This is a genomic window from Corynebacterium sp. 239_CJEI (assembly GCF_001055995.1).
Taxonomy (GTDB): Bacteria; Actinomycetota; Actinomycetes; order Mycobacteriales; family Mycobacteriaceae; genus Corynebacterium; species Corynebacterium jeikeium_D.
Genome location: NZ_JVOW01000013.1, coordinates 22,784 through 44,431 on the forward strand (window position 1 = coordinate 22,784; position 21,648 = coordinate 44,431).

The following is a 21,648-nucleotide window of genomic DNA, read 5'->3' on the forward strand; positions in this document are numbered from 1 at the left end:
CCTACACCGCTTCGGCGATACCGCGCGCTTCCACGGCACCGGCCTTCAGCCCCTCCAGGTGCAGGAGAATCCACGCACGCAGGCCATCGGCGCTTCCCGACGCGAACCCCTCTGCGGCCTCGACATACTCCTGGCGGTGGCGGGTCCAGTAGACCTCGGGCACGGCCAAGCCACGCGGATCCAGGCCGGTTGCGACAGTTGTCAGTCGCGAGGCGGCGCGGGCGATGATGCCGTTGTGGTACTCGAAGGGGCGCAGAGTCAGCAGCTCACCGTGCACAATCGCCGAGAGCACGCCAGCATGGATTTGGCTGCGGCCAGTGATGAAGTCACCGAGCACGTGCAGACGCTGCTCCTTCATCGCGGACGAGAGCTTGTCGTCACCAACCGGACGCCCGGCTTTCATCCGCGCCTCGGAACCGTCTTCAGTCTCACCTGCGGGCGATGCGTTCAACGCAAACTTGGCCAGCACCTGCTGCGGAGCGCGCTGCCACACGCGGGTGGTCTCACCAATTGACTCCGGGGAAATGGTGTCGGCAACCCGAAGGGCTGCTGCGAGTACGGGATCGGTGATGTTGCCGTCGTCGGGAAGCGATGGCTCGCCGCCTTCTAGCCACGCCGATGCCCGAGCGCCACGCAGGACCGACTCGGAGCCGGTGACGTTGTGCTTGCGCAGGTTGGCCTTGTGTCTGTGGACGGCCTGGATGGCCTTGGCCGCGACATCAGCCGCGTGTGCAACGCCGTCGAGCTGCCACAGGGGCGCGAGGGGGTCCCTGGGGTCAAGCTGCGGGACAGCAGCGGCGGAAGCGCTGTCAGCACCGCCGGCATCCGGTTCAGATGCCTTCGCCTGCGCTGCCTCACGCTCTGCGCGCTTCTTCGCCGACACGGAGGACACCCCCAGGCTCATGCCAGCTAGGCCGCCTTTTCTGGTGCCGGCACCGTTGCCCACACCGTTGCCAGCACCAGCGCCAATTCCATCGGCTCCACGCACGTTCTCAGGCTGATTGTTCATATCCCACACCCTAATTCTTCACCGCTAAGTAAGTGACAAACTTATATAGAAATGGTCAAAGATGAGAAAAACTTCAACGAGTTCTTGGCTTTTTCGCCCTTGTGGCGCGCTCTACCCACAATGAGAGGTAGTATGGCAGTTTGTAACTGCAGTTTTAAAGTTTCAAACCATCTTTTCCAACCATCTGCGTAGGAGGAAGTACACGTGAGCAACGACGATACGAAGGGTCTCTTTACCGACGGCACCGAACCGCGTGTTACCGCTATCCCGCTGAGCGATGTGGATAGCAACGCTTCGGGCGATGCCAGCATCGGCCAGCTCGTGTCTAATGCTTCTACGCAGGTTTCCGCTCTGGTTCGCTCTGAGATTGAGCTGGCCAAGGCTGAAATTGCTGGCGAGGCTAAGAAGGGTGCAGTTGGCGGTGGCTTCTTCGCGGTTGCCGGCGTCGTCGCGCTGTACTCCTCGTTCTTCTTTTTCTTCTTCCTCGGCTGGCTGCTGGATCTTTGGCTGCCAACCTGGGCTGCATTCCTCATCGTTTTCGTTCTGATGCTGGTCATCGCCGGTGTCGCGGCCCTGCTGGGTCTGAAGAAGGTCAAGTCGATCCGCAAGCCGGAGAAGACCATCGAGTCGATGCAGGAGCTGAAGGGGGTCGTGCCGTCGGGGTCCGCGAAGAAGTCTTCGCAGTCGAACGGTATGTACACCTAAAGGCTTAAAAAGTAATTGGGCGGGACTTGTTGGTCTCGCCCTTTTGTTTTATTCAGTCCGGTTCAAGCCCTTCGGATAAGGTATTTCCCCTCATGACCTCCCTCAGCGATTCTCTTACCGGCCCCTGGCGTCATCGTCTCATTCACGTCCGCGGCCAGCGCCTACACATCGCCGAGTGCGGCCGCCCCTCCGATCCGCTCGTGTTGTTTATTCACGGCTCGACTGGCGGTTGGTTTGAATGGCGCGAGGTTTTGCCAATGCTTAACGACGACTCGGGAGACCCCCTCCCCGTGCACGCTGTGGCTATTTCTATGCGTGGCTACGGTCAGTCCGACCGAACACCGCATGGCTACGATCCGTTTGAGGCGGCCCAGGACATCGCCTCGTCGATTCGCTCGTTGGGGCACTCGACCGCGCTGCTGGTCTGTCAGGGGTTCGGCACGGGGGTGGCATGGACGCTGGCCTCGCGGCAGCCGAATCTTGTTGCCGGAATTATTGGTTGTGGTGCTGCGCATCCGAAGGTGTGGCTCAACCAGTTGAAGAGCCCGTGGTCGGAGGACTTCCGCAATAGCCTTGCCCCGCTGCTGCGCCGTTCGTGGTGGGACTCGCGGCCACGGGTACCGCGGTTGCGTCGCAATAAGTTCAGCACGCAGGCCGCTGAGGCTCGCCAGCAGCGGCTCATTGAGCGCATCGTGCGCGAGTCCATGTCCACCGCCGGGGAGGGGTTCGCCGAGACCTCTGAGGGGAAACAGACCGCGGAACTCATGGCTGACAGCCTGGCCAGTGGTGCACTCCGCCCTGCACTGGCTCACATGAACTGGTGGACGCGACCGGCTCCGGCTGCCTTCCGCAAGTGGTTGGATGCGATGGAGGGTTCTTCGAAAAGCGATGAGCGCACTGTGCTGCTCGTCGGCGAGCAGGACACTCGTACCCCACCTGCGCTGGTGAAGCTCAGCTCCACCCACGTGCGCGTCATCCCGGGCTGTGGGCACTTCCTGCCGGTAGAAAAACCGCAGGCTGTGGTGCAGGCAATCAGGGATCACCTGCACTGGTTGCCGGAGGGATCTTAGGCTCCGGCTCGGCTGAAGCTAGCCAGAACTCTCCTGCGGCTGGGGCTGGGGGCTGCCCTGCCCACAGACACACAACTTGCCGCTTACCCCGCCACGCACTCTTGCGTGCTGATGGCCCCGTAGTTATCCATCGCCTCATCAATGTGTGGCTGGACCTCGGCGTGCGTCAGCGCGTAACCAGTCTGGTCATTATTCACACCGGCACCGAAGACCAAGCCCAGGATCTGCCCCTGTGGCGTAATCAGTGGTCCGCCCGAGTTGCCGTGGCGCACATCCGCCTTCAGAACATAGGACTGACGCTCGTGCCGAGTCGACGAATAAATATCCGGGCCTCGAATAATGATGTTCTCCGTCACGCGCGCAGGTGTGGCCTTAAAGGGCCCGGACTCGGGAAAGCCCAGCACTACCGCGTCATCGCCCGGACGAGCTTCCTGATCTGCCCACTGCATGGGCTCCAGGGGCAGGTCGGTGGTTCGGAGCAGGGCGACGTCGTCAAGCGGATCGTAGTGCACGACATTCGCGTCAGCCATGCCGACCACGGTTTCCAGCCGAACAGTGGTGGCGCCGGCGACCACGTGCGCATTGGTCAGAATCAGATCCGGCGCGATGACAAAGCCCGTGCCCTGCAGCAAGCGCTCACACTGCGGGGCCTCGCCCAAGACGCGGACGATGGACGGTCGAATACTGTCGACGACACCTTGCGAAATCACATTGGGATCGGCGGGTTCATCGGGGACGTTCTGCTTGTAGCCGAATGGCGGAGCGATGGCGGGCATTCCATCATCGCGGAGCTGACGGAGGATGCCACTGAAGCCGTCGCTCCATTCGTCGGGCGCGACCTGGTCAATGAGGTTCATGCCCTTGGACTCACGCACCCAGTCGGCAAACTGCCCAGGCACGGCGGTGGCCAGGGGTACGGCGATCATCCATGTCACTACCAGCGCCGTCACGGACTGCACGATGGCACCGAGGCTCGAATCCAGGCCGACTGCCAACGGCGAGCGAATGGTATTCCGCAGCGACTGCCCTGCCACTGTTCCCACCGCATGACCGATCAGGGCGAACAGAATCACTGTGCCGAGGCCCAGAAGAACCTTCCCCGACTGGTTCTCGACTTGCGCCATAGCTAGCGGCGCCAAGGGCACACCAATAACCAAGCCCAGAACAACGCCCAAAATGGCCATAATCGACGAGACGGCGCCCTGCTGCCAGCCAACGACGAGCGCGAAAATGAAAACCGCCAGCAGCGCAACGTCAAACACAGCGATTGCAGGCATCATCGTCGGCCTCCCTTCAGTACGGACAGATTTTCACCATTAGCGGAACGCGCGAGCACCGGCAAAAGTTTCTGCACGTTGGTGTCGTCCCACGGTTCCGACCAGCCGGCCACGTCTAGCAAGTAGGACAGCACGCCGCCGGTAAAGCCCCAAACGACGAAGTCACCAACCTTAAATGCCGGTCCTGTCCAGCCGTGATAGCCCAGCATCATGCGGTTGTCCGGATTCGTCAGGTGGCTAATTGGCACATTGAGCACCGATTCCGTCTCTGCAGGGTCGACCACACGCAGCGGATGCGGTGCATGCCAATACGCCAACACCGGATTCACCGCGAAGCCAGTCCGCGAAATGTCAATCGAGTCCAGCACCCGCACCGGTGTCACCGTCTCTCGGTTCAGGCCGGTTTCTTCCTCGGCTTCACGCAGCGCGGTATCGATTTCATCCACGTCCTCGGGATCGACACGACCGCCCGGAAAAGCCATCTGGCCTGCATGCTTACGCAGGGTTGTCGCCCTGTGTGTAAGCACCACGCTGGCATCCTCCGGCCGTTGGTGCGCCTCCGCATCACCGCTGATCAGCACCAACACCGCCGACCGCGCCGGATTCCGCAACGGTTTCTCCTGCGTCGAGGAGTCTCGCCGCAACTTCGCAAACGCACGCTTCACGCTTGACGACGAAGCGGAGCGACGGGCCACCTTCTGCTCCGAGTGGTCTGTTGCGTCGTGGCTGGCGCTGCTGGCGTGGCCTGCCGCACCGTAATCAGCGCTGACTAGATGCGGCGGCAAACTATTGGTCAACCACTTCGGCAGATACAGCCCCGAGCTTGCGTCGCGATTCCACGACTGTCCCTTAGTCACTTCAACGCACCTCGCACGAGATCAGTAATCTGCTGCGCATCGGTGAATTCACCGGGATGAATGGTCGCCACTGTGCCATCTGCCTTAAACACCACGGTAATGGGCACAACTCGCGGTAGATTCAACGCTGGTCCGACCACGTCGACCGTGTCCGAGTAGGTCGGTAGCTTCACTCCGATTTCCTGCAGGAAGGCCTGGCCACGCCCCGCCTCACGAGCCGCATGCACCGTCGCCACCTGCACGTCCGGATTGTCCTTGGCCCATTGCTCAATAAGCGGTAGCTCTTGGCGACACGGCGCACAGTTCCACGCCCAGACATTAAGCACTGTCGGCTTGCCCTCGACGACCTGCCCCATGTCCACCAGTTCCACTTGCCCAGCCTCGTTGTCCTGGCCTGCCGAGTCTCCCGACTCCGCCAACAGCGGCAAGCGCACACCGGTCAGTGAGCCACTACCCGCTACCGCCGCGATCTCATCCTTCGACATCGCTGGCGCTGCCGACGCACCATCCACTTCACCATCACTGCCAGCGCCATCACCATTGCCAGCGCCATCCGCACCGACACTCACACCAGATCCGGTCCCACCACCATCGGTCTCGTCATTGCCACTAGTGGTATTCACAATCGCGAAAATCACCAGACCCACAATGCTAACTCCCGCGATGAGCAGCGTAATCAGCGATGCCGAACGGTTAACGTCCGCCTGCCGATCCTCATAGTGGCCACCATTGTGACTATGACCGCCCTGCTCATTCACGAAAAGTGCTCCTCGACTAGTCCTGTGTCGCTGTGGTGTTGCGCGCGCTATCCCCGTCGTCAAGCGCGGAAAGTTTCTCCCCACTGTAGCCGTCATTAAGACCGGCCAGGTAGAGAAGCCATTCCCTGTCGTCTGACTTAATCAACTTCTCCGCCGTCTCCGGCTCCGCCGGACCCGCGACACCATACGACGGGCAATCCGCCGCCAAGAAGCACGCCCCGCACGCCGCCCGGCGCGAATGGCACACCCGGCGACCGTGGAAAATCAGGCGATGCGAAAACCACGTCCACTCCGCGCGCGGTAGCACCTCCATCATCTCGTGCTCAACGCGCACCGGATCTTCCTGCTCTGTGAGCCCCATGCGCCGCACCAGACGCCCAAAATGCGTATCGACCGTCAAACCCGGCACCCCAAAAGCATTCCCCAGCACCACGTTTGCCGTCTTTCGCCCCACGCCCGGCAGCTTCACCAGCTCCTCCAACGTGCCCGGGACCTCGCCGCCGTGCTGCTCCATCACCCCCTGCGCAAAGCCGATAATGTTCGCAGCCTTATTCCTATAGAAACCCGTCGGCCGAACGAGCTCCTCGACCTCCTCCTGATTCGCAACCGCCAAATCGGCAGGGCTGGGGTACCTAGCGAACAGCGCCGGCGTGGTCATATTCACCCGCACGTCCGTACACTGCGCCGACAGAATCGTCGCCACCGCGAGCTCATACGGATTACGAAAGTCCAGCTCACAGTGAGCATTCGGGTATGCCACCGCCAGCGTGCGGTTAATCCGCCGCGCGCGCCGCACCATACCCAGGCGCGTCTCCTTCCCTCGCGCCGCCGGATGCGCCCCCACCGCCCGACGCTTCTTCGACGTCAGGGATCCCTGCGGGTGCGTGGGCTGGGGTTTGTTTATCTGGTGCGTGCTTAACGACGATGCCTTGCCAGTCGTATCCATGGTCGTAGTGTATCGGCTACCCCGGATTGCAATTCGCGTGCGCACCTTTCGCGGGCCGAATCTTTAGATTCGTCCGGGATGCGGATGGAACCGGTAGCGGCTCGGGCATATTCGGTCAAAAACCAAAGAAGTCATGCCCCACCACATCTTGGAACACCGTTAGCGAATTATTAGTTATAAATACACAGTTCAGCGGCTTTTCACCAGAATTCCCCACAGGCGCAGTGGCTCGTTTGCTACAGTGGTGCTTATCACATCTTGGTGACGGCGTAGTTTTGGGATGCATCTGTAGAGGCGATTTGTCGTGAAATTCGCCCAGGGATGAACCTGCCTTGAAGGCTGGCAGCGGCGTTACCGGGAAAGACCGAAAGTAGTGGGACTAGTGGGACGGGGTAGTTTCTCTTCCTGTTTGGCCACTGCAATCTGTAGTCGAGTGCTAATTTGGCGGCTGCTGGCCTGTATTTACGGTGGTTAGTGGCCCAAGACAGGAGAATTTTACCGTGGATGACGTCAAGGAGATTCTCTCCCGGGCCGGTGTATTTCAGGGAGTCGACCAGGAGGCTGTGCAGGCCTTGCTCGGCGAGCTCGAGACGGTTCGCTTCCCGCGTGGAACCACCATCTTCAATGAGGGAGAGCCGGGCGATCGGCTTTACATCATTATTGATGGCAAGGTGAAGCTGGCTCGTCGCTCAGCCGACGGTCGTGAAAACCTGTTGACCATCATGGGCCCATCCGACATGTTCGGCGAGCTCTCCATCTTCGACCCGGGCCCGCGCACCTCTTCGGCGGTCTGCGTCACCGAAGTTTCCGCCGCGTCCATGAGTGCCGATCAGCTGCAGGAATGGGTTGGTTCACACCCTGATGTTCCAGCTCAGCTGCTGCGCATGCTGGCCCGCCGTCTGCGCCGCACCAACAATTCACTGGCTGACCTCATCTTCACCGACGTCCCTGGTCGCGTTGCTAAGTCCCTGCTTCAGCTGGCTAATCGCTTCGGTGTTCAGGAAGGTTCTGCTCTCCGCGTGAACCACGACCTGACTCAGGAGGAAATCGCACAGCTCGTCGGCGCCTCCCGAGAGACCGTTAACAAGGCTCTGGCAGAGTTCGCCCACCGCGGCTGGATTCGCCTTGAGGGCAAGTCCGTGCTCATCTCCGATACGGAGCGTTTGGCCCGCCGCGCACGTTAGCTTGTTGCGCTTGTAGCGCTTGTTGCGCACGTTAGCTTGTGGCGCTTGTTGCGCTGCCCAAACGACTCACATCCCGCAGCCTCTGCTTTTGGTTCCTCGGTTCCCGTAGGAGCACATGAAACGCATGAGACTCGCGGGATTTTTGTTGTCTTCCCCGCTGGCCTGGCATGCTGACCTGGCATGCCGGCCTGCCATGCCGGCCAAGTTTGGCGCACTTATCGACGCTTTTCTGCCACTTATCGATGCTTTCCCGGCACCTATCGATGCACCATTCACCGATTTCTCCTTGCATCAATCACTTATCGATGCGCTGTTCACTTATGCGCGCGCTATAGCTCATCGACAAGTGGATACCTCATCGATAAGTGATTGAGCTGGCCCCGACGAGGCCAACCCACCCAACCGGCACTAGCCCACCCCAACCAGCACTACCCCAAACAAAAAGCGCGCAACCCGCAAAATTGCAGGTCACACGCTCTTTTCATGCGGTGAGTCAAGCTCAGCTTCACTCAAGCTCGGCTTCAGCCCAGTCTCAATTAAGCCCAGCCCAGACCAGCCCAGCAACCGGCCGAAGCCAAAGCCGAAGCCCAGCAATTACTCCCCGTGATCGCGCAGGTAGCGCAGGGTCACACGAGTCGACTGCTCAGCAGCATGACGCAGCACCGGATCGACATCCGTGTAAATCTCATCCACAATCTGGTCGACCGTAGCTTCGTCGCCCAGCTTGGCAACGGCATCCTTCACCTGCTGAAGGCGCAGCTTACGACGCTCAATGTACTTCTGCGTCATTACAGTGATGTCCGGCAGGTCAGCACCATGACCAGGCAGCAGACGAACACCCTTGCCGCGCGAATCCAGCATTTTCAGGGTTTCCATGTACTTACCCAGGTCGCCGTCGGTCTCCGAGATCATAGTGGTGTGGCGGCCAGCGATCGTGTCACCGGTAACGATGCCTTCAACATCGTCCTCGCCATCACCAGTGTGGATGAAGAAGCAGACGGAATCAGCGGTGTGACCAGGGGTTGCCACGACCTCAATCTGCGGAGTCACTCCGTCGAGGACGATACGTTCGCCGTCGACAAGCGGATCCTGACCTCCCGCGCAGTACTGAGACTCCAGCTCACGAATCGGCGCGCCGGTGAGCTGACGGAAACGTGCGGCGCCATCAGCATGGTCGCCATGACGGTGCGTCAGCAGAATCAACGCAACGTCGCCGGCATAGCGCTGGAGGACGTTCAGGTGTCCCTCGTCCTCCGGACCCGGATCGATGACAATGCTGCGGCTATCCCCCTCAGCCTTAATAACGTAGGAGTTCGTACCCTCCAGCGAAGAGTAGCTGGGGTTCGGGCACAGAACGACGCCCACAGACTGAGAAATCTGACGCAGTTGGCTATACGCAGGATGCTCCATGTCCTCTATCCTACGTGGTTGCGCAATCCGGGGAGCGCGCTACGCCCTCCAATTCGGCTCATTTGGGTGTAAGCACGCTTTACGACGACCCGGAGAACGCAACATCCCCACTGGTCACGACAGCAAATACAGCATCTACTGGGTTACTTCAACGATGATTTCAACTTCCACGGGTGCGTCCAGCGGAAGCTGATTCACACCCACTGCCGAGCGAGCGTGCTGGCCGCGTTCGCCGAAGACGTCGCCGAAGAGTTCCGAGGCTCCATTGATAACGCCTGGCTGACCGGTAAACTCAGCGGCGGAGTTGACGAAGCCGACGACCTTCACGATGCGGGTGACATTGTCGAGACCGACCTCGGCATCGACTGCGGCCAAAGCGTTGAGAGCGCAGGTGCGGGCGGCCTCCTTGGCCTCCTCAGCAGTGACCTCTGCGCCGACGTGGCCGACGTGGGTGAGCTCGCCGTTAACGAATGGGAGCTGACCGGAAGTGAAAACAAGGTTGCCCGTGCGCGTTGCGGGTACGTAGGCCGCAACTGGCGCGGCAACGGCAGGCAAGGTAAGCCCCAGGTCCTCGAGGGCCTGGGAAGGAGTGCGAGATTCAGAGTTGCTCATTTAAGTTAAGCCTTTCCACGGCGGCTAGGGGTCCGGCGAATAAAGCCGGCCAAAGAAAGATGGCAGCCAACCGTGAGTCAGCTGCCAATCGAAAGCACAACCGCCGTTGTTAGTTAGGTACTAGACACCGAGGTAATTAGTCAGTCTTCGGGCGCTTGAAGTAACCAACGTGGTTTTCGCCGGTCGGGCCCGGGAGAACGGTGACGAGTTCCCAGCCGTCCTCACCAAAGTTGTCCAGGATGGCCTTGGTGTTGTGAATGAGCAGCGGTGCGGTGAAGTATTCCCATTTAGTAGTCATGGAAGCTACTTTATCTGTCCCCCAGCCTCGCGCGCTGGGGGTTTAGTTTTACTTCGGTCTAAGTTCGGTTTTTACTTAGCCAGCTTTGCCTTGCGCTGAGCTGCGTACTGCTCAGCGTAGAAGTCGGCCCACGAAGTAATTTCCGGGTGCTCGCGCAGCATTGCGCGGCGCTGACGCTCGGTCAGGCCACCCCAGACGCCGAACTCGACGCGGTTATCCAGAGCGTCGGCACGGCACTGCAGAACCACTGGACAGTGGCGGCAGATAACTGCGGCTTCGCGCTGTGCGGCGCCGCGAACGAACAACTTATCCGGGTCAATATCGCGGCACTTAGCGCGCGGGACCCACTCCTGACGATCGCGGAAGCTCTCTACACCGAGCTCGTAGTCTGGCGTAGTAGCAGTGCGGTTGCGATCGGGAATCGTGGCGGTCATTGTAGCCTCCTCGTGCCTGCGATTTTCGTTATTTCGAAATAGTTTCAACTAAATAGTGCTGAAATTTTGTTGTAAGTCTATTCACACCAACCAAATAATGTCGATTGGGTCACACTGGGAGGGTGGGCGTGGCGCAGCTCTAAATACAACGATGCAGGTGGGGCAACTTTTTCCAACAAAAGCACGGGGGTGATTTACGTCACTATGAAAATCTTTTTCCAGAAACCACCACACGATGAGTTGCCCGGTATTGTAAGGGCGCTCGTAGCACTCCTCCCCCGCTCGCCAGGCGTTTTTCTGGGCTCGCCGGGCATGTCTCTAGGCGGATTTTCGAAAACTCACTTCGGCTCAATCCGCCCTACCTTGTAGTGTGATTGCTGTGAATAAAGGTTCGACGCTGTTCAAGCTCTCCGTTGCCACTGTGTTGGCTGCGTTGATTGTGGCCAGCGCCCTCTTTCCTCTTGTGGGCGGCTCGGCCTACCTCGTCGCGCGCACGGCTGATGAATTCGCGTCGGCGTCGCGGTCGGTGATTTCTAAGGACGCACCGGGGGTCACCACTATTACGGATCGTAATGATCAGCCAATTGCGTGGCTCTATGATCAGCGGCGGTTTAATGTGCCGTCGGAACGTATCTCGCCAGCTATGAAGGATGCGCTGGTCAGCGTGGAAGATAGGCGCTTTTATGAGCACTCTGGTGTGGACTGGAAGGGTACTGCTCGTGCGGCGGTAAAGAACTTCATGTCCCAGTCGGTGCAGGAAGGCGCCTCCACAATTGAGCAGCAGTTGATTAAGAACCACACGCTGCTGGTGGACGCAGAGTCGGAGTCGGAGCGCCGCGCTGCTACTGCCACGGATTATGGTCGCAAGATCCGCGAGATTCGCATCGCGTTGGATCTGGAAGATGAGCTGACGAAAGACGAGATTCTGACTAAGTACCTGAACTTGGTCCCCTTCGGCAATGGCGCGTTCGGCGTGGAAGCTGCAGCTCAGACATACTTTGGCATTCCCGCGTCCGATCTGAATGTCCCGCAGGCCGCTCTGCTCGCGGGCATGGTTCAGCAGTCCTCCGGGCTCGATCCGTATACAAATCCGGAAGGTGCGCATGCACGGCGTAACGACGTGCTTGCGGCTATGGAATCCACGGGGGCAATTGGCCCGCAGGAGGCTCAGGACGCCAAGGCAGCTGATCTCGGTATTCTTCCGGAGCCTCAGCGCCTGCCGCAGGGTTGCATCGCGGCGGGCGATCGCGGTTTCTTCTGTGACTATGTGGTCTCCTACTTGGAGAACCACGGTATTGAGACCGAGAAGCTCAAGCGCGGTGGCTTCCATGTGAAGACCACACTGGACCCGCGTGTGCAGGACAGCGTGCAGGAGTCTCTGCGTCAGCAGGCCTCACCGACTGCGGATGGCGCAGCCGAGGTTATGAGTTTGCTTGAGCCTGGGGATGACTCCAGGAAGTTGCTCGCGATGGCGTCGTCACGCGTATACGGCCTCGATGCGGAACAAATGCAGACCGTGCAGCCGCAGCCATTTACGCCGGTGGGCAATGGCGCGGGCTCGATTTTTAAGATTTTCGCGGCGACGTCGGCAGTGGAAAAGGGGCTGGGTATTGACACCCACTTCCCGGTGCCACGTCGTTATGAGGCCTCCGGGCTGGGCACCGGTGGCGCAGAGGGCTGCCCGCCGGGCCTGTACTGCGTGGAGAACGTGGGTAGTTTCCCGCCGTCGATGTCGCTGCGTGAGACGCTCGCACGGTCGCCGAATACTCCTTTTATTCAGATTTCGGAGCTGGTCGGCGTCGATGGCGTGATGGACATGGCGGTACGCCTGGGCATGCGCTCATACACGGAGCCGGGCAGTTTTGATGGTGAGTCCTCGGTGGCGGACTATGTCTCGGAGCATAAGCTCGGCTCATTCGTGCTGGGTCCGACGGCGGTGAATAACCTTGAGCTGTCCAATGTCGCTGCCACCCTGGCCAGCAATGGCCGCTGGTGCGAGCCCTCTCCAATTGAGTCGATCACGGACTCCAAGGGCAATGCGGTCAAGCTGAATGTGCCACCGTGCGAGCAGGCAGTGGAGCCGGGTGTCGCGCACGCGATCGCTAATGCGCTCAGCAATGACGCCACCGATGGCACCGCGAAGGATGCCGCGAAAGAGCTGAATTGGGAAGGCCCAGTCGCGGCTAAGACCGGTACCACCGAGTCGAACCAGTCCGCGGCATTCCTGGGCTTCACCGGCGGTCTGGCCGGATCGGTGTACGTCTACAACGACACCCCGACGGTCACGGAGCTGTGCACGTCGCCGCTGCGCCAGTGCCCAAGCGGCAACCTCTTTGGTGGTCGCGAGCCCGCGCGGACATGGTTCGGCGCAGTCGGCCCGGTCATCGAGGACTATGGCGGAAAGAACCTCCCACCACTGGATTCGGACTACGGACTGGGTACCTCTATCACCCAAATGCCGAATGTGGTGGGCATGCAGAAGGCCGAGGCCCGGGAGACCCTTAAGAAGGCCGGCTACAAGGTAGAGGAACGCACAGTCTCCCTCACCGGCGAGTCGCGCGGAATCGTGGTCGGGTTGGATCAGCCGCCGCTACTACTCAAGGGTGGCACCGTCACAATCCGCGTGGCCGATGGCACCCGCCGTCCGACCCCGCCACCAGCGCCGTCGCCGCGACCGGAGTCGACGACGCCCCGGCCGGATCCACTACCGCAGTTCCCTCGGCCAAACACTCCACCGGCGCCGAGCTTGCGGGATCTGATTCCGCTGCTGCCGTTCTAGAAGCTGCCGGTTTAAAAAAATGGCCGCGGCAACTTGCTAAAAGTCACCGCGGCACTGGAAAGAACCCCGAAATTTCGCGCTAGCCCTGCAGGGCAGCCTTAACAGCCTCGGAGAGCCGCTTGCCATCGACCTGGCCAGCGGCCTTTTCCTTTGCCACCTTCATAACCTGACCCATAATCTTCATGCTCGGCGCATCATCGCCAGCAACTTCGGCCACGGATTCTGCGACGAGATTCTTCACGGCGTCGTCGTCAAGCTGTTCCGGCTGGTAGCGGGCGAAAACCTCTGCCTCGGCGAGCTCGGCGTCGGCAAGTTCCTGGCGGCCGTTCTCGGCGTACATCTCAGCGGACTCGCGACGCTTCTTGACCTCCCGCTCAATCACACGCAGCACCTCTTCATCGGTGAGCTCGTGCTTGGAGCCGGAGACCTCCTCGGTCTGGATGGCGGCCTTCAGCATGCGCAGCGCCGCAACGGTTTTCTTGTCGCGGGCCTTCATTGCGGCGGTCATATCGGAGACAATTGTGTTCTTCAGTTCACTCATACGCCCTAGATTACCGCTGTAGTTGATAGTGTCTCTGTCATGACATCGCGCGCTTTTTCCAACCGAATTCTGCGGTCTGCCGCAGCTCTCGCCACGCTTGGCTTGACGACGTTCATCTACGCGAACCAAATCGAATTGCGCGCATTTAAACTCCACCGTGTGCAAGTTCCCGTGCTGGCACCCGGCACGCTCGCCCGGGCGGGAAAGCGCGAGGATGAGCCTTTCCAGATTCTGCATGTCTCCGACTTCCACATGCTCCCCGACCAGAAGTTGAAGCAGAAGTGGGTTGCCAGCCTCGATGCTCTGAACCCTGACCTGGTGATTAATACTGGCGACAACTTGGGCAGCGACAAGGCCGTTCCCAGTGTCCTCGCAGCGCTCGGCCCCCTGCTGAACCGTCCGGGTGCCTTCGTGTTCGGCACGAATGACTACTTCGCGCCGCGGCCTGTCAACCCGTTGAAGTACCTGACGGGCAAGAAGCGCAAGCCCTCGCGCGTAGAGCTGCCGTGGCGCGGCATGCGCGCTGCGTTTATCGAGCACGGTTGGCAGGATGCCACCCATGCCCGGCTGGAGTTTGTGGCGGGTGGCGTGAAGGTGGCGCTGTCCGGTGTGGATGACCCTCATCACGAGTTGGAGGATTATTCGCAGATCGCTGGTGCCCCGAACGCGGATGCCGACATCGCTATCGGCCTGTCGCACTCGCCGGAGCCCCACGTGTTGGATGCTTTTGCGGAAGATGGCTACGACCTGGTGATTTCTGGTCATACCCACGGTGGCCAGGTGTGCCTACCCGGAGGGAAGGCCATTGTGACCAACTGCGGTATCGACCGCTCGCGGGCCTCGGGGTTGTCGCGCTGGACCGAGAAGACGTGGCTGCACGTCTCCAATGGCCTTGGCACTTCCCCTTACGCCCCGGTGCGCTTGTTCTGCCGCCCATCCGCGACCTTGATTGAGGTTGTGGAGCGGGATTCGTAGTTTCCAGTTCGTAGTTCGTAGTCCGTTGGGTGCGACAGAGACCGACGCTTGGCCCCGCAGCCCGTTAAGCAGGCGTTTTGCATTCTGGCTCAGCGTCGGGCTAAAGTAAGTCCTCGCAAGCACAGCACTGAGACATATGTTCCCAGTTTGTGTCTGTGGCCTCGGGGTATGGCGCAGCTTGGTAGCGCGCTTCGTTCGGGACGAAGAGGCCGTGGGTTCAAATCCCGCTACCCCGACCAAGTAAAAACCCTCTCCCACCTGGATTTATCCAAGTGAGCGAGGGTTTTGCCATTGGCTACTTTCCGCCGCCGTTCAGGGACGCTAGACAAAAAGCGTGCCTGGTTCTCAAGGTAGTGACTGGCCAGCCCCCCACTGCGGCAGCACCACAGCCCGGGATTACGTGGCAAAACTGGCAGCCCGAAAAATTGCGGGCTGCAAATGTGAAACTGTGTGAGTTTATGACACTTTCAGGCCATTTTTCGGGCCATTTTTGACATAAACGCAGTCAGTAACTCGGATTGCCCCCAGCGCCACCTGACATAAACGTAGTCAGTAACTCGGATCGCCCCAACGCCACCTGACATAAACGCAGTCAGTAACTCGAATTGGGGATAAGTAGCGAAGGTGCCCACCCGCCGACGCCCCGTTCATCACTCGTACCTATGTATTTTCACTACTGGATCCGCAGAGCCTTTCCCCGCTCCCCCAAATGCCCCTTTCACCCCGCGTGGAGCATTTTCGTGGCTGTTAGTCTGTAGAAGTACGAACCTTTTTAACAGCAATGTGAAAGTAGCCCCCAAGTGACGCACCTGGCAGCAGCTCTGGCATCAGCCAGCTCCTTTACAGCCAGTCCGCCGTCGGCGACCGCACCACCAGACCAGACATTGGCTTCTGAGTTTGCGTCCGGCGGCGTATCGGCAACATTGAATTCTTTAGATTCCGTTCTTTCTGCCCCGGCAACGATTACCGCCCAAGCAAGCAGCTCCGCAGAGCACGCAACAACGCTCGCAGCTCAAGCAGCCCAAGCAGCCCAAGCTGCCCAAACCTCCACCAACAGCCTGACCCTCCTTTCGGTCCCGCTGTTGGTCGCGGTTGCCCTGGCGCTGACCCCGCTGTTTGTGAAGCTCCTTGGTCGTCACGCAGGCTGGCCCATCGTCGCGTTTTTTCTCGCGTCGGTGGTCCAGCTTTCGCGTGTAACGGGCGATATTCTCGACGGCACCACCTTCACCTGGTCCCGCGTCTGGTCCCCGGAACTGAACGCGGCGTTTGCGCTGAAGCTCGATCCCCTCTCCATGGTGTTCAGCTTCTTGGCGCTGTTGGTGGGCTCGATAGTCTTCATCTACTCCACCGCGTATTTGCCGCCGAAGAAATCCGCGATGAGCTTCTACGTCCTGATGACGGCGTTCATGCTGGCGGTTTTGCTCCTCGTGCTTGCCGACGACATCATGCTCCTCTTCATCGGGTGGGAACTGGTCTCGATGGCGTCGTTCCTGCTCATTGCGAGGTCGGGCTCGTCGGGCGAGCTGGGCTCGTTGCGCACACTCCTGCTGACCTTCACCGGTGGCCTGCTGCTTCTGGCCGCCCTCGGCGGTGCGGTGTGGCTAACCGGTTCCACGAATCTCACCGAGGTTTTGGCTTCGCCTGAGTGGGAGGCCAACCCGGCAGCGCGCAGCCTCATTGCCGCGCTGGTGGCCCTGGGCGCTTTCACGAAGGCAGCTCAGTTCCCCTTCCACGCCTGGCTTCCAGAGGCCATGGCGGCGGCAACTCCCGTCTCGGCTTTCTTGCACGCTGCGGCCGTCGTCAAGGCAGGCGTTTACCTGCTGATGCGTTTTTCCACGGTCTTCGCGGACGTGCGCGTGTGGCAGTTGCTGCTGATCGTCATGGGTATGTGGACGGCTGTTGCCACGGCCTACTTTGCGCTGCAGCAGACTGACCTGAAGAAGCTGATTGCGTACTCGACGGTCTCGCAGTTGGGTTGGATTGTCGCCACGATTGGTGTGGGCACGAAGTTCGCGATTATGGCTGCGGTTGTGCACACCATTGCGCACGCGATGTTTAAGTCTTCGCTGTTCATGATGGCTGGTGTGGTTGATCACCAGGCAGGCACGCGCGATATTCGTCGCCTCGGTCCGCTGTGGAAGCAGATGCCGTGGAGCTTTGGCTCGATGATTTTCGGTGCGGCATCGATGGCGGCAATTCCGCCGTTCTTCGGCTTCATGTCGAAGGAAGGCATGCTGACCGCATTCGAAGGTGCGCCGCTCAGCAACACCGGTGTCGTCATTCTGCTGACGGTGGCGGCGATTGGTGCGATTGGTACTTTCGCGTACTCGGCACGTTTGGTGTTCGGTGCGTTTGTGGATGGTCCGCGCAACGTGGACCACATCACTGAGGCTCCAATTTCGCTGTGGCTCCCGGCTGCCATCCCTGGCGTGCTTAGCCTTCCAGCCGCCTTCGCTGCCGGTGCGATTCTTAACCGCCCGCTGGACCGCGTGGCCGATACGGTCGGTCAGCTTCCGGCTGGCACGACTCAGGAATCGCACTTGAGCCTGTGGCACGGCGTGAATGTGCCGCTGATTATCTCTGTGATTGTGCTGGCTGTCGGCGTGGGCTTCATCTTCACTCGTGCCCGCGTAGGCGCCGTCATGGCAGACCGCAAGCTCTTCCCGTTCACTGGTGTGGAGGCAATCAACGCGTCGCTGAGCGTCTCGCAGCGTGTGGGGCGCGCGATGGGCAAGGTGGCGCGTTCGCATCAGCCATCGCGTCACCTGTTGCCGCTGCTTGGTTTGCTCGCGGTGTACGCCCTGGTTATTGCGATCGCTCCGGGTGTCGGGGGCGCTCCGGTGCTGCCGAAGATCGACGGCATCGATCACCTGACCGATCTGATTCCGCTGGTTGTTGTCGTGATTGGTGTGTGGGCCACGCTTCGGGCGAAGAACCGTTTGCAGGCGGCTGTGCTGCTCGGCGTCACCGGTGTTGGTGTCACGCTGCAGATTCTCCTGCTGGGCGCACCGGATGTGGCATTGACGCAGTTCATGGTGGAAATCCTGACTGTCGTGCTGATGATGCTGGTGCTGCGCTTCCAGCCGCGTGCGTTCTCTGAGACCTCGAAGAACCGCCGTGCCTCGGCGGCGGTTGTGGCAGTTGCCGTGGGCTTGGCTACGTTCGGCGCGGTGTGGTTCCTCACTGGCCGTCGTCAGATGCCTGAGGTCGCGCAGTGGTACATCGATAACACTGAGAAGGTCACGGGCGAGACCAACATTGTCAATGTGATCCTGGTTGAGTTCCGTGCTTTCGATACCATGGGTGAGCTGGCGGTTCTCGGTATGGCGGGTGTCGCGATGGCGGCGGTTGTCACGTCTATGCCTCGCTTCCCGCACCTGCTCGATCAGCCTTCCCCGCTTGCGGAGCCCGCTCTGAACTCCATCATGATGCGTTGGCTGGTCCGCTGGTTGGCTCCGCTTCTGTTCGCCCTGTCCGCTGTGGTTCTCTACCGCGGCGGTACCGCTCCGGGCGGCGGCTTCAACGCGGCGCTGATTGGCGCCGCTGCCGTCATGCTGATTTACCTGTCCAAGGACCGCGACGAGCTGGTCTTTGGCGAGAAGATCCCGGCAGTGCTCAGCGCTGCGGGTGTCATCACGGCTATCGGCACGGGCTTCATCGGTTTCGCCAAGGGGTCGTTCTTGGCACCGCTGTACGGCGAGTTCCTGGGTCAGCACCTCACCACGGCATTGCTTTTCGACGTCGGCGTGTACCTGGCCGTCATCGGCATTGTGGCAACCGCGCTGAATCTCCTGGGCGGCCCGAACCGTCCTGGTGTGACCGGGTCGGACGATGTGATGCAGGATCTCTACTCAGACCGCTCAAGCTTGCGGGTGCCGCCGGAGATGGGCGTGTTCGCCTCAGAAGCGGAGAGCGCTCCAGCCCCCGCCCCAGCTCATGCCACCGTTGAGGAGGCCAAGAAGTGATTATCGCCATCATGGCTGCCGTCCTCGCAGGCGGTGGCACGTACCTGGTGCTACAGCGCGGCATGCTGCGCACCATCATCGGTATGACTCTGATTTCCCATGCCGCCAACCTGATTATTTTGTCCACGGGTGTCGGCGCCTGGCGCGGCGAACCGCTGCTGGGCAACGAGACCACTGCGGGCGCTGGCGCTGCCGAGCAGATGGCTGACCCGCTGCCGCAGGCATTCGTGCTGACGGCCATCGTGATTACCATGGCCGTCACCGCGTTCATGCTGGCTCTGTCTGGTTTGGGCCGCGATGACGACACTCGTATCCATGAGGACCGCGAGGCTATGCGACAGCTGTCGACGGCTGGTCGTCGTGCGGGTAAGCACATTCCGTCGGACTCGGATTCCACGGTCACCGGCACCCCAGGGGTCTTTTCGGCTCCGAATAAGTTCCCGCGCGAGACCACATTCGGCGGTGACGAGAAATGGTAGAAGCCTCTGCAATGACCTCTGCAATGTCCCCTTCAACTCTGTCTTCGCTACTGCCGCTGTTTGCGGCACTGCCGCTGATTCTGTCGGCGGTCGCAGCCATTCTGCCGAAGCTGTGGATGCGCGCGACGATGGGCATCGCCGTTCCGGCACTGTCGTCGCTGGCTGCGTTTTGGGTGATGTTCTACGTCGCTGACAACGGCCCGGTCGGCCACGGTGTGGGCGCGTTCCCCGGTGGTATCTCGATTCCTTTCTTGGCGGACACGTTCTCCATGCTGATGCTGGGTGTGGCCGCGGCTGTGGTTGCCATCGGTAACTGGTTCGCCCACGTCGCGGGCGAAAACACTTCGCGGTTCTTCCCCTCCCTGACGCTGATGATGTTGTCCGGTATGTCGGGCGCTTTCCTGACTGCCGATTTGTTCAACTTCTTCGTGTTCATGGAGGTCATGCTGCTGCCGTCCTATGGCCTGATCGCGGTAACCGGTACCTGGCACCGCCTGGCTGCTGGCCGTAACTTCGTGCTGGTCAACCTCTTGACCTCCACGGTGCTGCTGATTGGTGTCGCGCTGATTTACGGCTCGGCGGGTAATGTGAACATCGCAATGCTGGCCAACATGGCCAGCGAGGGCGGCCCCGGCGGCACGGGTGTGGTCGCGCTGGGCATTGTCATCATTGCGCTGTGTGTGAAGGCGGGTTTGGTTCCGGCGCACACATGGCTGCCGAGGACGTACCCGTCGACAAGCCCTGCGGTGATGGCACTGTTCTCTGCGGTGCATACGAAGGTTGCGGTGTACATGCTCTTCCGCATTTACGTCGTGATTGTGGGCATGAATCCCTCCTGGCACTGGCCGATCATTATCATCATGGCGATCTCGATGCTGGTCGGCGCGTTTGCTGGGCTTGCGGAGAACACCATGCGTGAGGTGCTGGCCTACCAGATGGTCACGGGTATGCCGTTCATTCTGATTGTGCTGGCGTTCACGGATGCTAACGACGGGGGCGGCGCCAAGGCTGCCCTGGCTGCGGGTATTTTCTACGCAATCCACCACATGGTGACTGTCGGCGCCCTCATTCTGGGCTCCGGCGCGGTGGAAGAGACCTACGGTACGGGTACGCTCTCTAGGCTTTCGGGGCTTGCTCGCCGCGACCAGGCGGTTGCCTGGGTGATGGCGGCAATGAGTTTCTCCATTGTGGGCTTCCCACCGTTTTCCGGCGTGTGGGGCAAGGTGGGCATTGTCTTTGCCTCTGCCGCTACTGGCGATGCCCGCTCGATTGTTGCGATTACCGCAATCATCGTTGCCTCGCTGGGCTCGCTGCTGGCCATGATTCGCCTGTGGCGCGCGGTCTTCTGGGGCCGACCGATGCAGGGCGTGGATGATTCTGTTCGAGTTCCGGGAACGCTGGTTGCGCCGTCCGCCATGCTGGCAATTGTTTCTGTGGCCATGTTCGTCGCGGTCGGCGCCGTCACTTGGGCGACCACCGGCGCGGCTGATGCGCTGCTGAATATTGATGGCTACCGCGAGGCGACTCTCGGCGGAGTTGAAAACGCCATCGGAGGTATTTACTGATGAAGTTTCTGCATGTTATCCGCTATTCCCTATGGCTGGTCTGGCAGGTTGTTGTGGCTGCGACGGACGTGGTGCTCGATACTCTGCGCCCGAACCAGAAGCAGCAGCCGGTGCTCATTGGGCTGCCACTGCGTGTGAAGTCTGACCTTGAGGTCACTCTCTTTGCCGAGTCCATCACCATGACCCCGGGCACGCTGGTCTGTGGTGCCCGCGAGACCGATGCGGGGCGGTTGTTCATCATCCACGCGATCTTCGGTGCCGACCTGGACGCGCTGTACGACTCCCTCTACGACATGGAGGAGCACCTCGTCCCCAGCCTCCGCGATGTCCCCCGCCCGAAGGCTTTCGTCTTCGAGGAATACAACGCAGACCAGTTCATTGACCCGGATGCCGTCGTCGGTGTTGCCGCTGAGGTCGACCATGGTCTGCCACTGCCGGATGGCATTGCCTCCAATGGCGAAGACAAAGGAGCACGCTCATGAATGACACATTGATCGATCCCACCGCAGTACAGGTAATTAGCGGCATTGGCATTGCTCTGTGTTCAGTGGCGCTGCTTGTGGGCGTGGTGCTGATCTTCCGGGTCAAGGGCAATGTCTCACGCGCAGTGCTTTCCGACGCCGCCTTCTACCCCATGGTGGGAGTGTTCCTCACAACTGCCATGCTGCGGACTACGGCCATTACTTTCGATATTGCAATGCTGGCGGGCTTACTTGGCATTTTGTCGACCGTGGGCCTAGCCCGAGTTATTTCCCGTGGCCGCCGCTAAGACCGATTAAGGACG

At 60.4% G+C, this 21,648-nt stretch carries 21 protein-coding genes and 1 tRNA gene; 12 read left to right on the top strand and 10 right to left on the bottom strand.

Annotation, left to right across the window (positions count from 1 at the left end):
- Position 1: 1 nt before the first annotated feature.
- Positions 2–1,009 (bottom strand): hypothetical protein, encoded by a 1,008-nt coding sequence (locus ADB08_RS04080; RefSeq protein WP_080971479.1) that lies wholly within the window; start codon positions 1,007–1,009, stop codon positions 2–4.
- 204 nt (positions 1,010–1,213) lie between these two features.
- On the opposite strand from ADB08_RS04080, the gene ADB08_RS04085 reads away from it, so the two are divergent.
- Together ADB08_RS04085 and ADB08_RS04090 are read left to right on the top strand one after the other, a co-directional pair.
- Positions 1,214–1,714, top strand: coding sequence for a phage holin family protein (locus ADB08_RS04085; protein ID WP_049171075.1), 501 nt, complete (start codon positions 1,214–1,216; stop codon positions 1,712–1,714).
- Between the two features lie 92 nt (positions 1,715–1,806).
- A complete protein-coding gene (locus tag ADB08_RS04090) occupies positions 1,807–2,784 on the top strand; it encodes an alpha/beta fold hydrolase (protein ID WP_049171077.1) in 978 nt (325 codons plus the stop codon).
- A gap of 83 nt (positions 2,785–2,867) precedes the next feature.
- Here the strand turns inward: ADB08_RS04090 and ADB08_RS04095 are convergent, their stop codons facing one another.
- The 4 genes from ADB08_RS04095 to nth are packed head-to-tail and all read right to left on the bottom strand — an operon-like array spanning position 2,868 to position 6,622.
- Positions 2,868–4,064 carry a MarP family serine protease gene (locus tag ADB08_RS04095; protein ID WP_049171080.1) on the bottom strand — a complete coding sequence of 399 codons (1,197 nt, stop codon included), beginning with the start codon at positions 4,062–4,064 and terminating at the stop codon, positions 2,868–2,870.
- The gene (locus tag ADB08_RS04100) at positions 4,061–4,918 is read right to left on the bottom strand and encodes an NUDIX hydrolase (protein WP_049171082.1); all 858 of its coding nucleotides are present in this window, start codon (positions 4,916–4,918) and stop codon (positions 4,061–4,063) included. The genes ADB08_RS04095 and ADB08_RS04100 overlap by 4 nt, the downstream gene beginning before the upstream one ends.
- Complete coding sequence (locus ADB08_RS04105) at positions 4,915–5,676, bottom strand: TlpA family protein disulfide reductase (RefSeq protein WP_049171085.1); 762 nt, start codon at positions 5,674–5,676, stop codon at positions 4,915–4,917. Before ADB08_RS04105 ends, ADB08_RS04100 begins: the two co-directional genes overlap by 4 nt.
- Before the next feature lie 16 nt (positions 5,677–5,692).
- On the bottom strand, positions 5,693–6,622 hold the full coding sequence (nth, locus tag ADB08_RS04110) for an endonuclease III (protein ID WP_395893763.1): 930 nt from the start codon (positions 6,620–6,622) through the stop codon (positions 5,693–5,695).
- 500 nt (positions 6,623–7,122) lie between these two features.
- Between nth and glxR the strand changes: the two genes are divergently transcribed.
- Together glxR and ADB08_RS04120 are read left to right on the top strand one after the other, a co-directional pair.
- Entirely contained in the window at positions 7,123–7,806 is a 684-nt protein-coding gene (gene glxR / locus ADB08_RS04115) for a CRP-like cAMP-activated global transcriptional regulator GlxR (RefSeq protein WP_005511668.1), read from the top strand.
- A gap of 115 nt (positions 7,807–7,921) precedes the next feature.
- Positions 7,922–8,179, top strand: coding sequence for a hypothetical protein (locus ADB08_RS04120; RefSeq protein WP_049171090.1), 258 nt, complete (start codon positions 7,922–7,924; stop codon positions 8,177–8,179).
- A 221-nt stretch (positions 8,180–8,400) separates the two neighbouring features.
- On the opposite strand, the gene ADB08_RS04125 is transcribed toward ADB08_RS04120, so the two are convergent.
- From ADB08_RS04125 to ADB08_RS04135, 4 genes are all read right to left on the bottom strand, one after another.
- Positions 8,401–9,216: an MBL fold metallo-hydrolase gene (locus ADB08_RS04125; RefSeq protein WP_005511689.1), complete on the bottom strand. Its 816-nt coding sequence runs from the start codon at positions 9,214–9,216 to the stop codon at positions 8,401–8,403.
- A 135-nt stretch (positions 9,217–9,351) separates the two neighbouring features.
- The gene (locus tag ADB08_RS04130) at positions 9,352–9,828 is read right to left on the bottom strand and encodes a RidA family protein (RefSeq protein WP_049171093.1); all 477 of its coding nucleotides are present in this window, start codon (positions 9,826–9,828) and stop codon (positions 9,352–9,354) included.
- Between the two features lie 136 nt (positions 9,829–9,964).
- Positions 9,965–10,126 (bottom strand): hypothetical protein, encoded by a 162-nt coding sequence (locus tag ADB08_RS11650; protein ID WP_141744780.1) that lies wholly within the window; start codon positions 10,124–10,126, stop codon positions 9,965–9,967.
- Positions 10,127–10,197: 71 nt separating this feature from the next.
- On the bottom strand, positions 10,198–10,560 hold the full coding sequence (locus ADB08_RS04135) for a WhiB family transcriptional regulator (protein ID WP_005511664.1): 363 nt from the start codon (positions 10,558–10,560) through the stop codon (positions 10,198–10,200).
- A gap of 370 nt (positions 10,561–10,930) precedes the next feature.
- Between ADB08_RS04135 and ADB08_RS04140 the strand changes: the two genes are divergently transcribed.
- Positions 10,931–13,339 (top strand): transglycosylase domain-containing protein, encoded by a 2,409-nt coding sequence (locus ADB08_RS04140; protein WP_049171096.1) that lies wholly within the window; start codon positions 10,931–10,933, stop codon positions 13,337–13,339.
- Between the two features lie 79 nt (positions 13,340–13,418).
- Here ADB08_RS04140 and ADB08_RS04145 read toward each other — a convergent pair whose 3' ends face one another.
- Positions 13,419–13,880, bottom strand: coding sequence for a GatB/YqeY domain-containing protein (locus ADB08_RS04145; RefSeq protein WP_049171099.1), 462 nt, complete (start codon positions 13,878–13,880; stop codon positions 13,419–13,421).
- 39 nt (positions 13,881–13,919) lie between these two features.
- On the opposite strand from ADB08_RS04145, the gene ADB08_RS04150 reads away from it, so the two are divergent.
- From ADB08_RS04150 to ADB08_RS04180, 7 genes are all read left to right on the top strand, one after another.
- Entirely contained in the window at positions 13,920–14,855 is a 936-nt protein-coding gene (locus ADB08_RS04150; RefSeq protein WP_049171100.1) for a metallophosphoesterase, read from the top strand.
- A gap of 162 nt (positions 14,856–15,017) precedes the next feature.
- Positions 15,018–15,094 (top strand) — tRNA-Pro (locus tag ADB08_RS04155).
- A gap of 819 nt (positions 15,095–15,913) precedes the next feature.
- Positions 15,914–18,820 carry a DUF4040 family protein gene (locus tag ADB08_RS04160; RefSeq protein WP_049171208.1) on the top strand — a complete coding sequence of 969 codons (2,907 nt, stop codon included), beginning with the start codon at positions 15,914–15,916 and terminating at the stop codon, positions 18,818–18,820.
- A complete protein-coding gene (locus ADB08_RS04165) occupies positions 18,817–19,299 on the top strand; it encodes a sodium:proton antiporter (RefSeq protein ID WP_049171103.1) in 483 nt (160 codons plus the stop codon). Before ADB08_RS04160 ends, ADB08_RS04165 begins: the two co-directional genes overlap by 4 nt.
- Positions 19,300–19,322: 23 nt before the next feature.
- Positions 19,323–20,864: a monovalent cation/H+ antiporter subunit D family protein gene (locus ADB08_RS04170; RefSeq protein ID WP_239660017.1), complete on the top strand. Its 1,542-nt coding sequence runs from the start codon at positions 19,323–19,325 to the stop codon at positions 20,862–20,864.
- Positions 20,864–21,346 carry a Na+/H+ antiporter subunit E gene (locus ADB08_RS04175; RefSeq protein ID WP_049171106.1) on the top strand — a complete coding sequence of 161 codons (483 nt, stop codon included), beginning with the start codon at positions 20,864–20,866 and terminating at the stop codon, positions 21,344–21,346. Before ADB08_RS04170 ends, ADB08_RS04175 begins: the two co-directional genes overlap by 1 nt.
- Positions 21,343–21,633 (top strand): monovalent cation/H+ antiporter complex subunit F, encoded by a 291-nt coding sequence (locus ADB08_RS04180; RefSeq protein WP_005511667.1) that lies wholly within the window; start codon positions 21,343–21,345, stop codon positions 21,631–21,633. Before ADB08_RS04175 ends, ADB08_RS04180 begins: the two co-directional genes overlap by 4 nt.
- Positions 21,634–21,648 lie beyond the last annotated feature (15 nt).

Coding starts and splice junctions, on each gene's coding strand:
- ADB08_RS04080 (WP_080971479.1), bottom strand. CDS start 1,009: ATGAACAATCAGCCTGAGAACGTGCGTGGAGCCGATGGAATTGGCGCT.
- ADB08_RS04090 (WP_049171077.1), top strand. CDS start 1,807: ATGACCTCCCTCAGCGATTCTCTTACCGGCCCCTGGCGTCATCGTCTC.
- ADB08_RS04095 (WP_049171080.1), bottom strand. CDS start 4,064: ATGATGCCTGCAATCGCTGTGTTTGACGTTGCGCTGCTGGCGGTTTTC.
- nth (WP_395893763.1), bottom strand. CDS start 6,622: ATGGATACGACTGGCAAGGCATCGTCGTTAAGCACGCACCAGATAAAC.
- ADB08_RS04120 (WP_049171090.1), top strand. CDS start 7,922: ATGAAACGCATGAGACTCGCGGGATTTTTGTTGTCTTCCCCGCTGGCC.
- ADB08_RS04125 (WP_005511689.1), bottom strand. CDS start 9,216: ATGGAGCATCCTGCGTATAGCCAACTGCGTCAGATTTCTCAGTCTGTG.
- ADB08_RS04130 (WP_049171093.1), bottom strand. CDS start 9,828: ATGAGCAACTCTGAATCTCGCACTCCTTCCCAGGCCCTCGAGGACCTG.
- ADB08_RS11650 (WP_141744780.1), bottom strand. CDS start 10,126: ATGACTACTAAATGGGAATACTTCACCGCACCGCTGCTCATTCACAAC.
- ADB08_RS04135 (WP_005511664.1), bottom strand. CDS start 10,560: ATGACCGCCACGATTCCCGATCGCAACCGCACTGCTACTACGCCAGAC.
- ADB08_RS04145 (WP_049171099.1), bottom strand. CDS start 13,880: ATGAGTGAACTGAAGAACACAATTGTCTCCGATATGACCGCCGCAATG.
- ADB08_RS04150 (WP_049171100.1), top strand. CDS start 13,920: ATGACATCGCGCGCTTTTTCCAACCGAATTCTGCGGTCTGCCGCAGCT.
- ADB08_RS04170 (WP_239660017.1), top strand. CDS start 19,323: ATGTCCCCTTCAACTCTGTCTTCGCTACTGCCGCTGTTTGCGGCACTG.
- ADB08_RS04175 (WP_049171106.1), top strand. CDS start 20,864: ATGAAGTTTCTGCATGTTATCCGCTATTCCCTATGGCTGGTCTGGCAG.
- ADB08_RS04180 (WP_005511667.1), top strand. CDS start 21,343: ATGAATGACACATTGATCGATCCCACCGCAGTACAGGTAATTAGCGGC.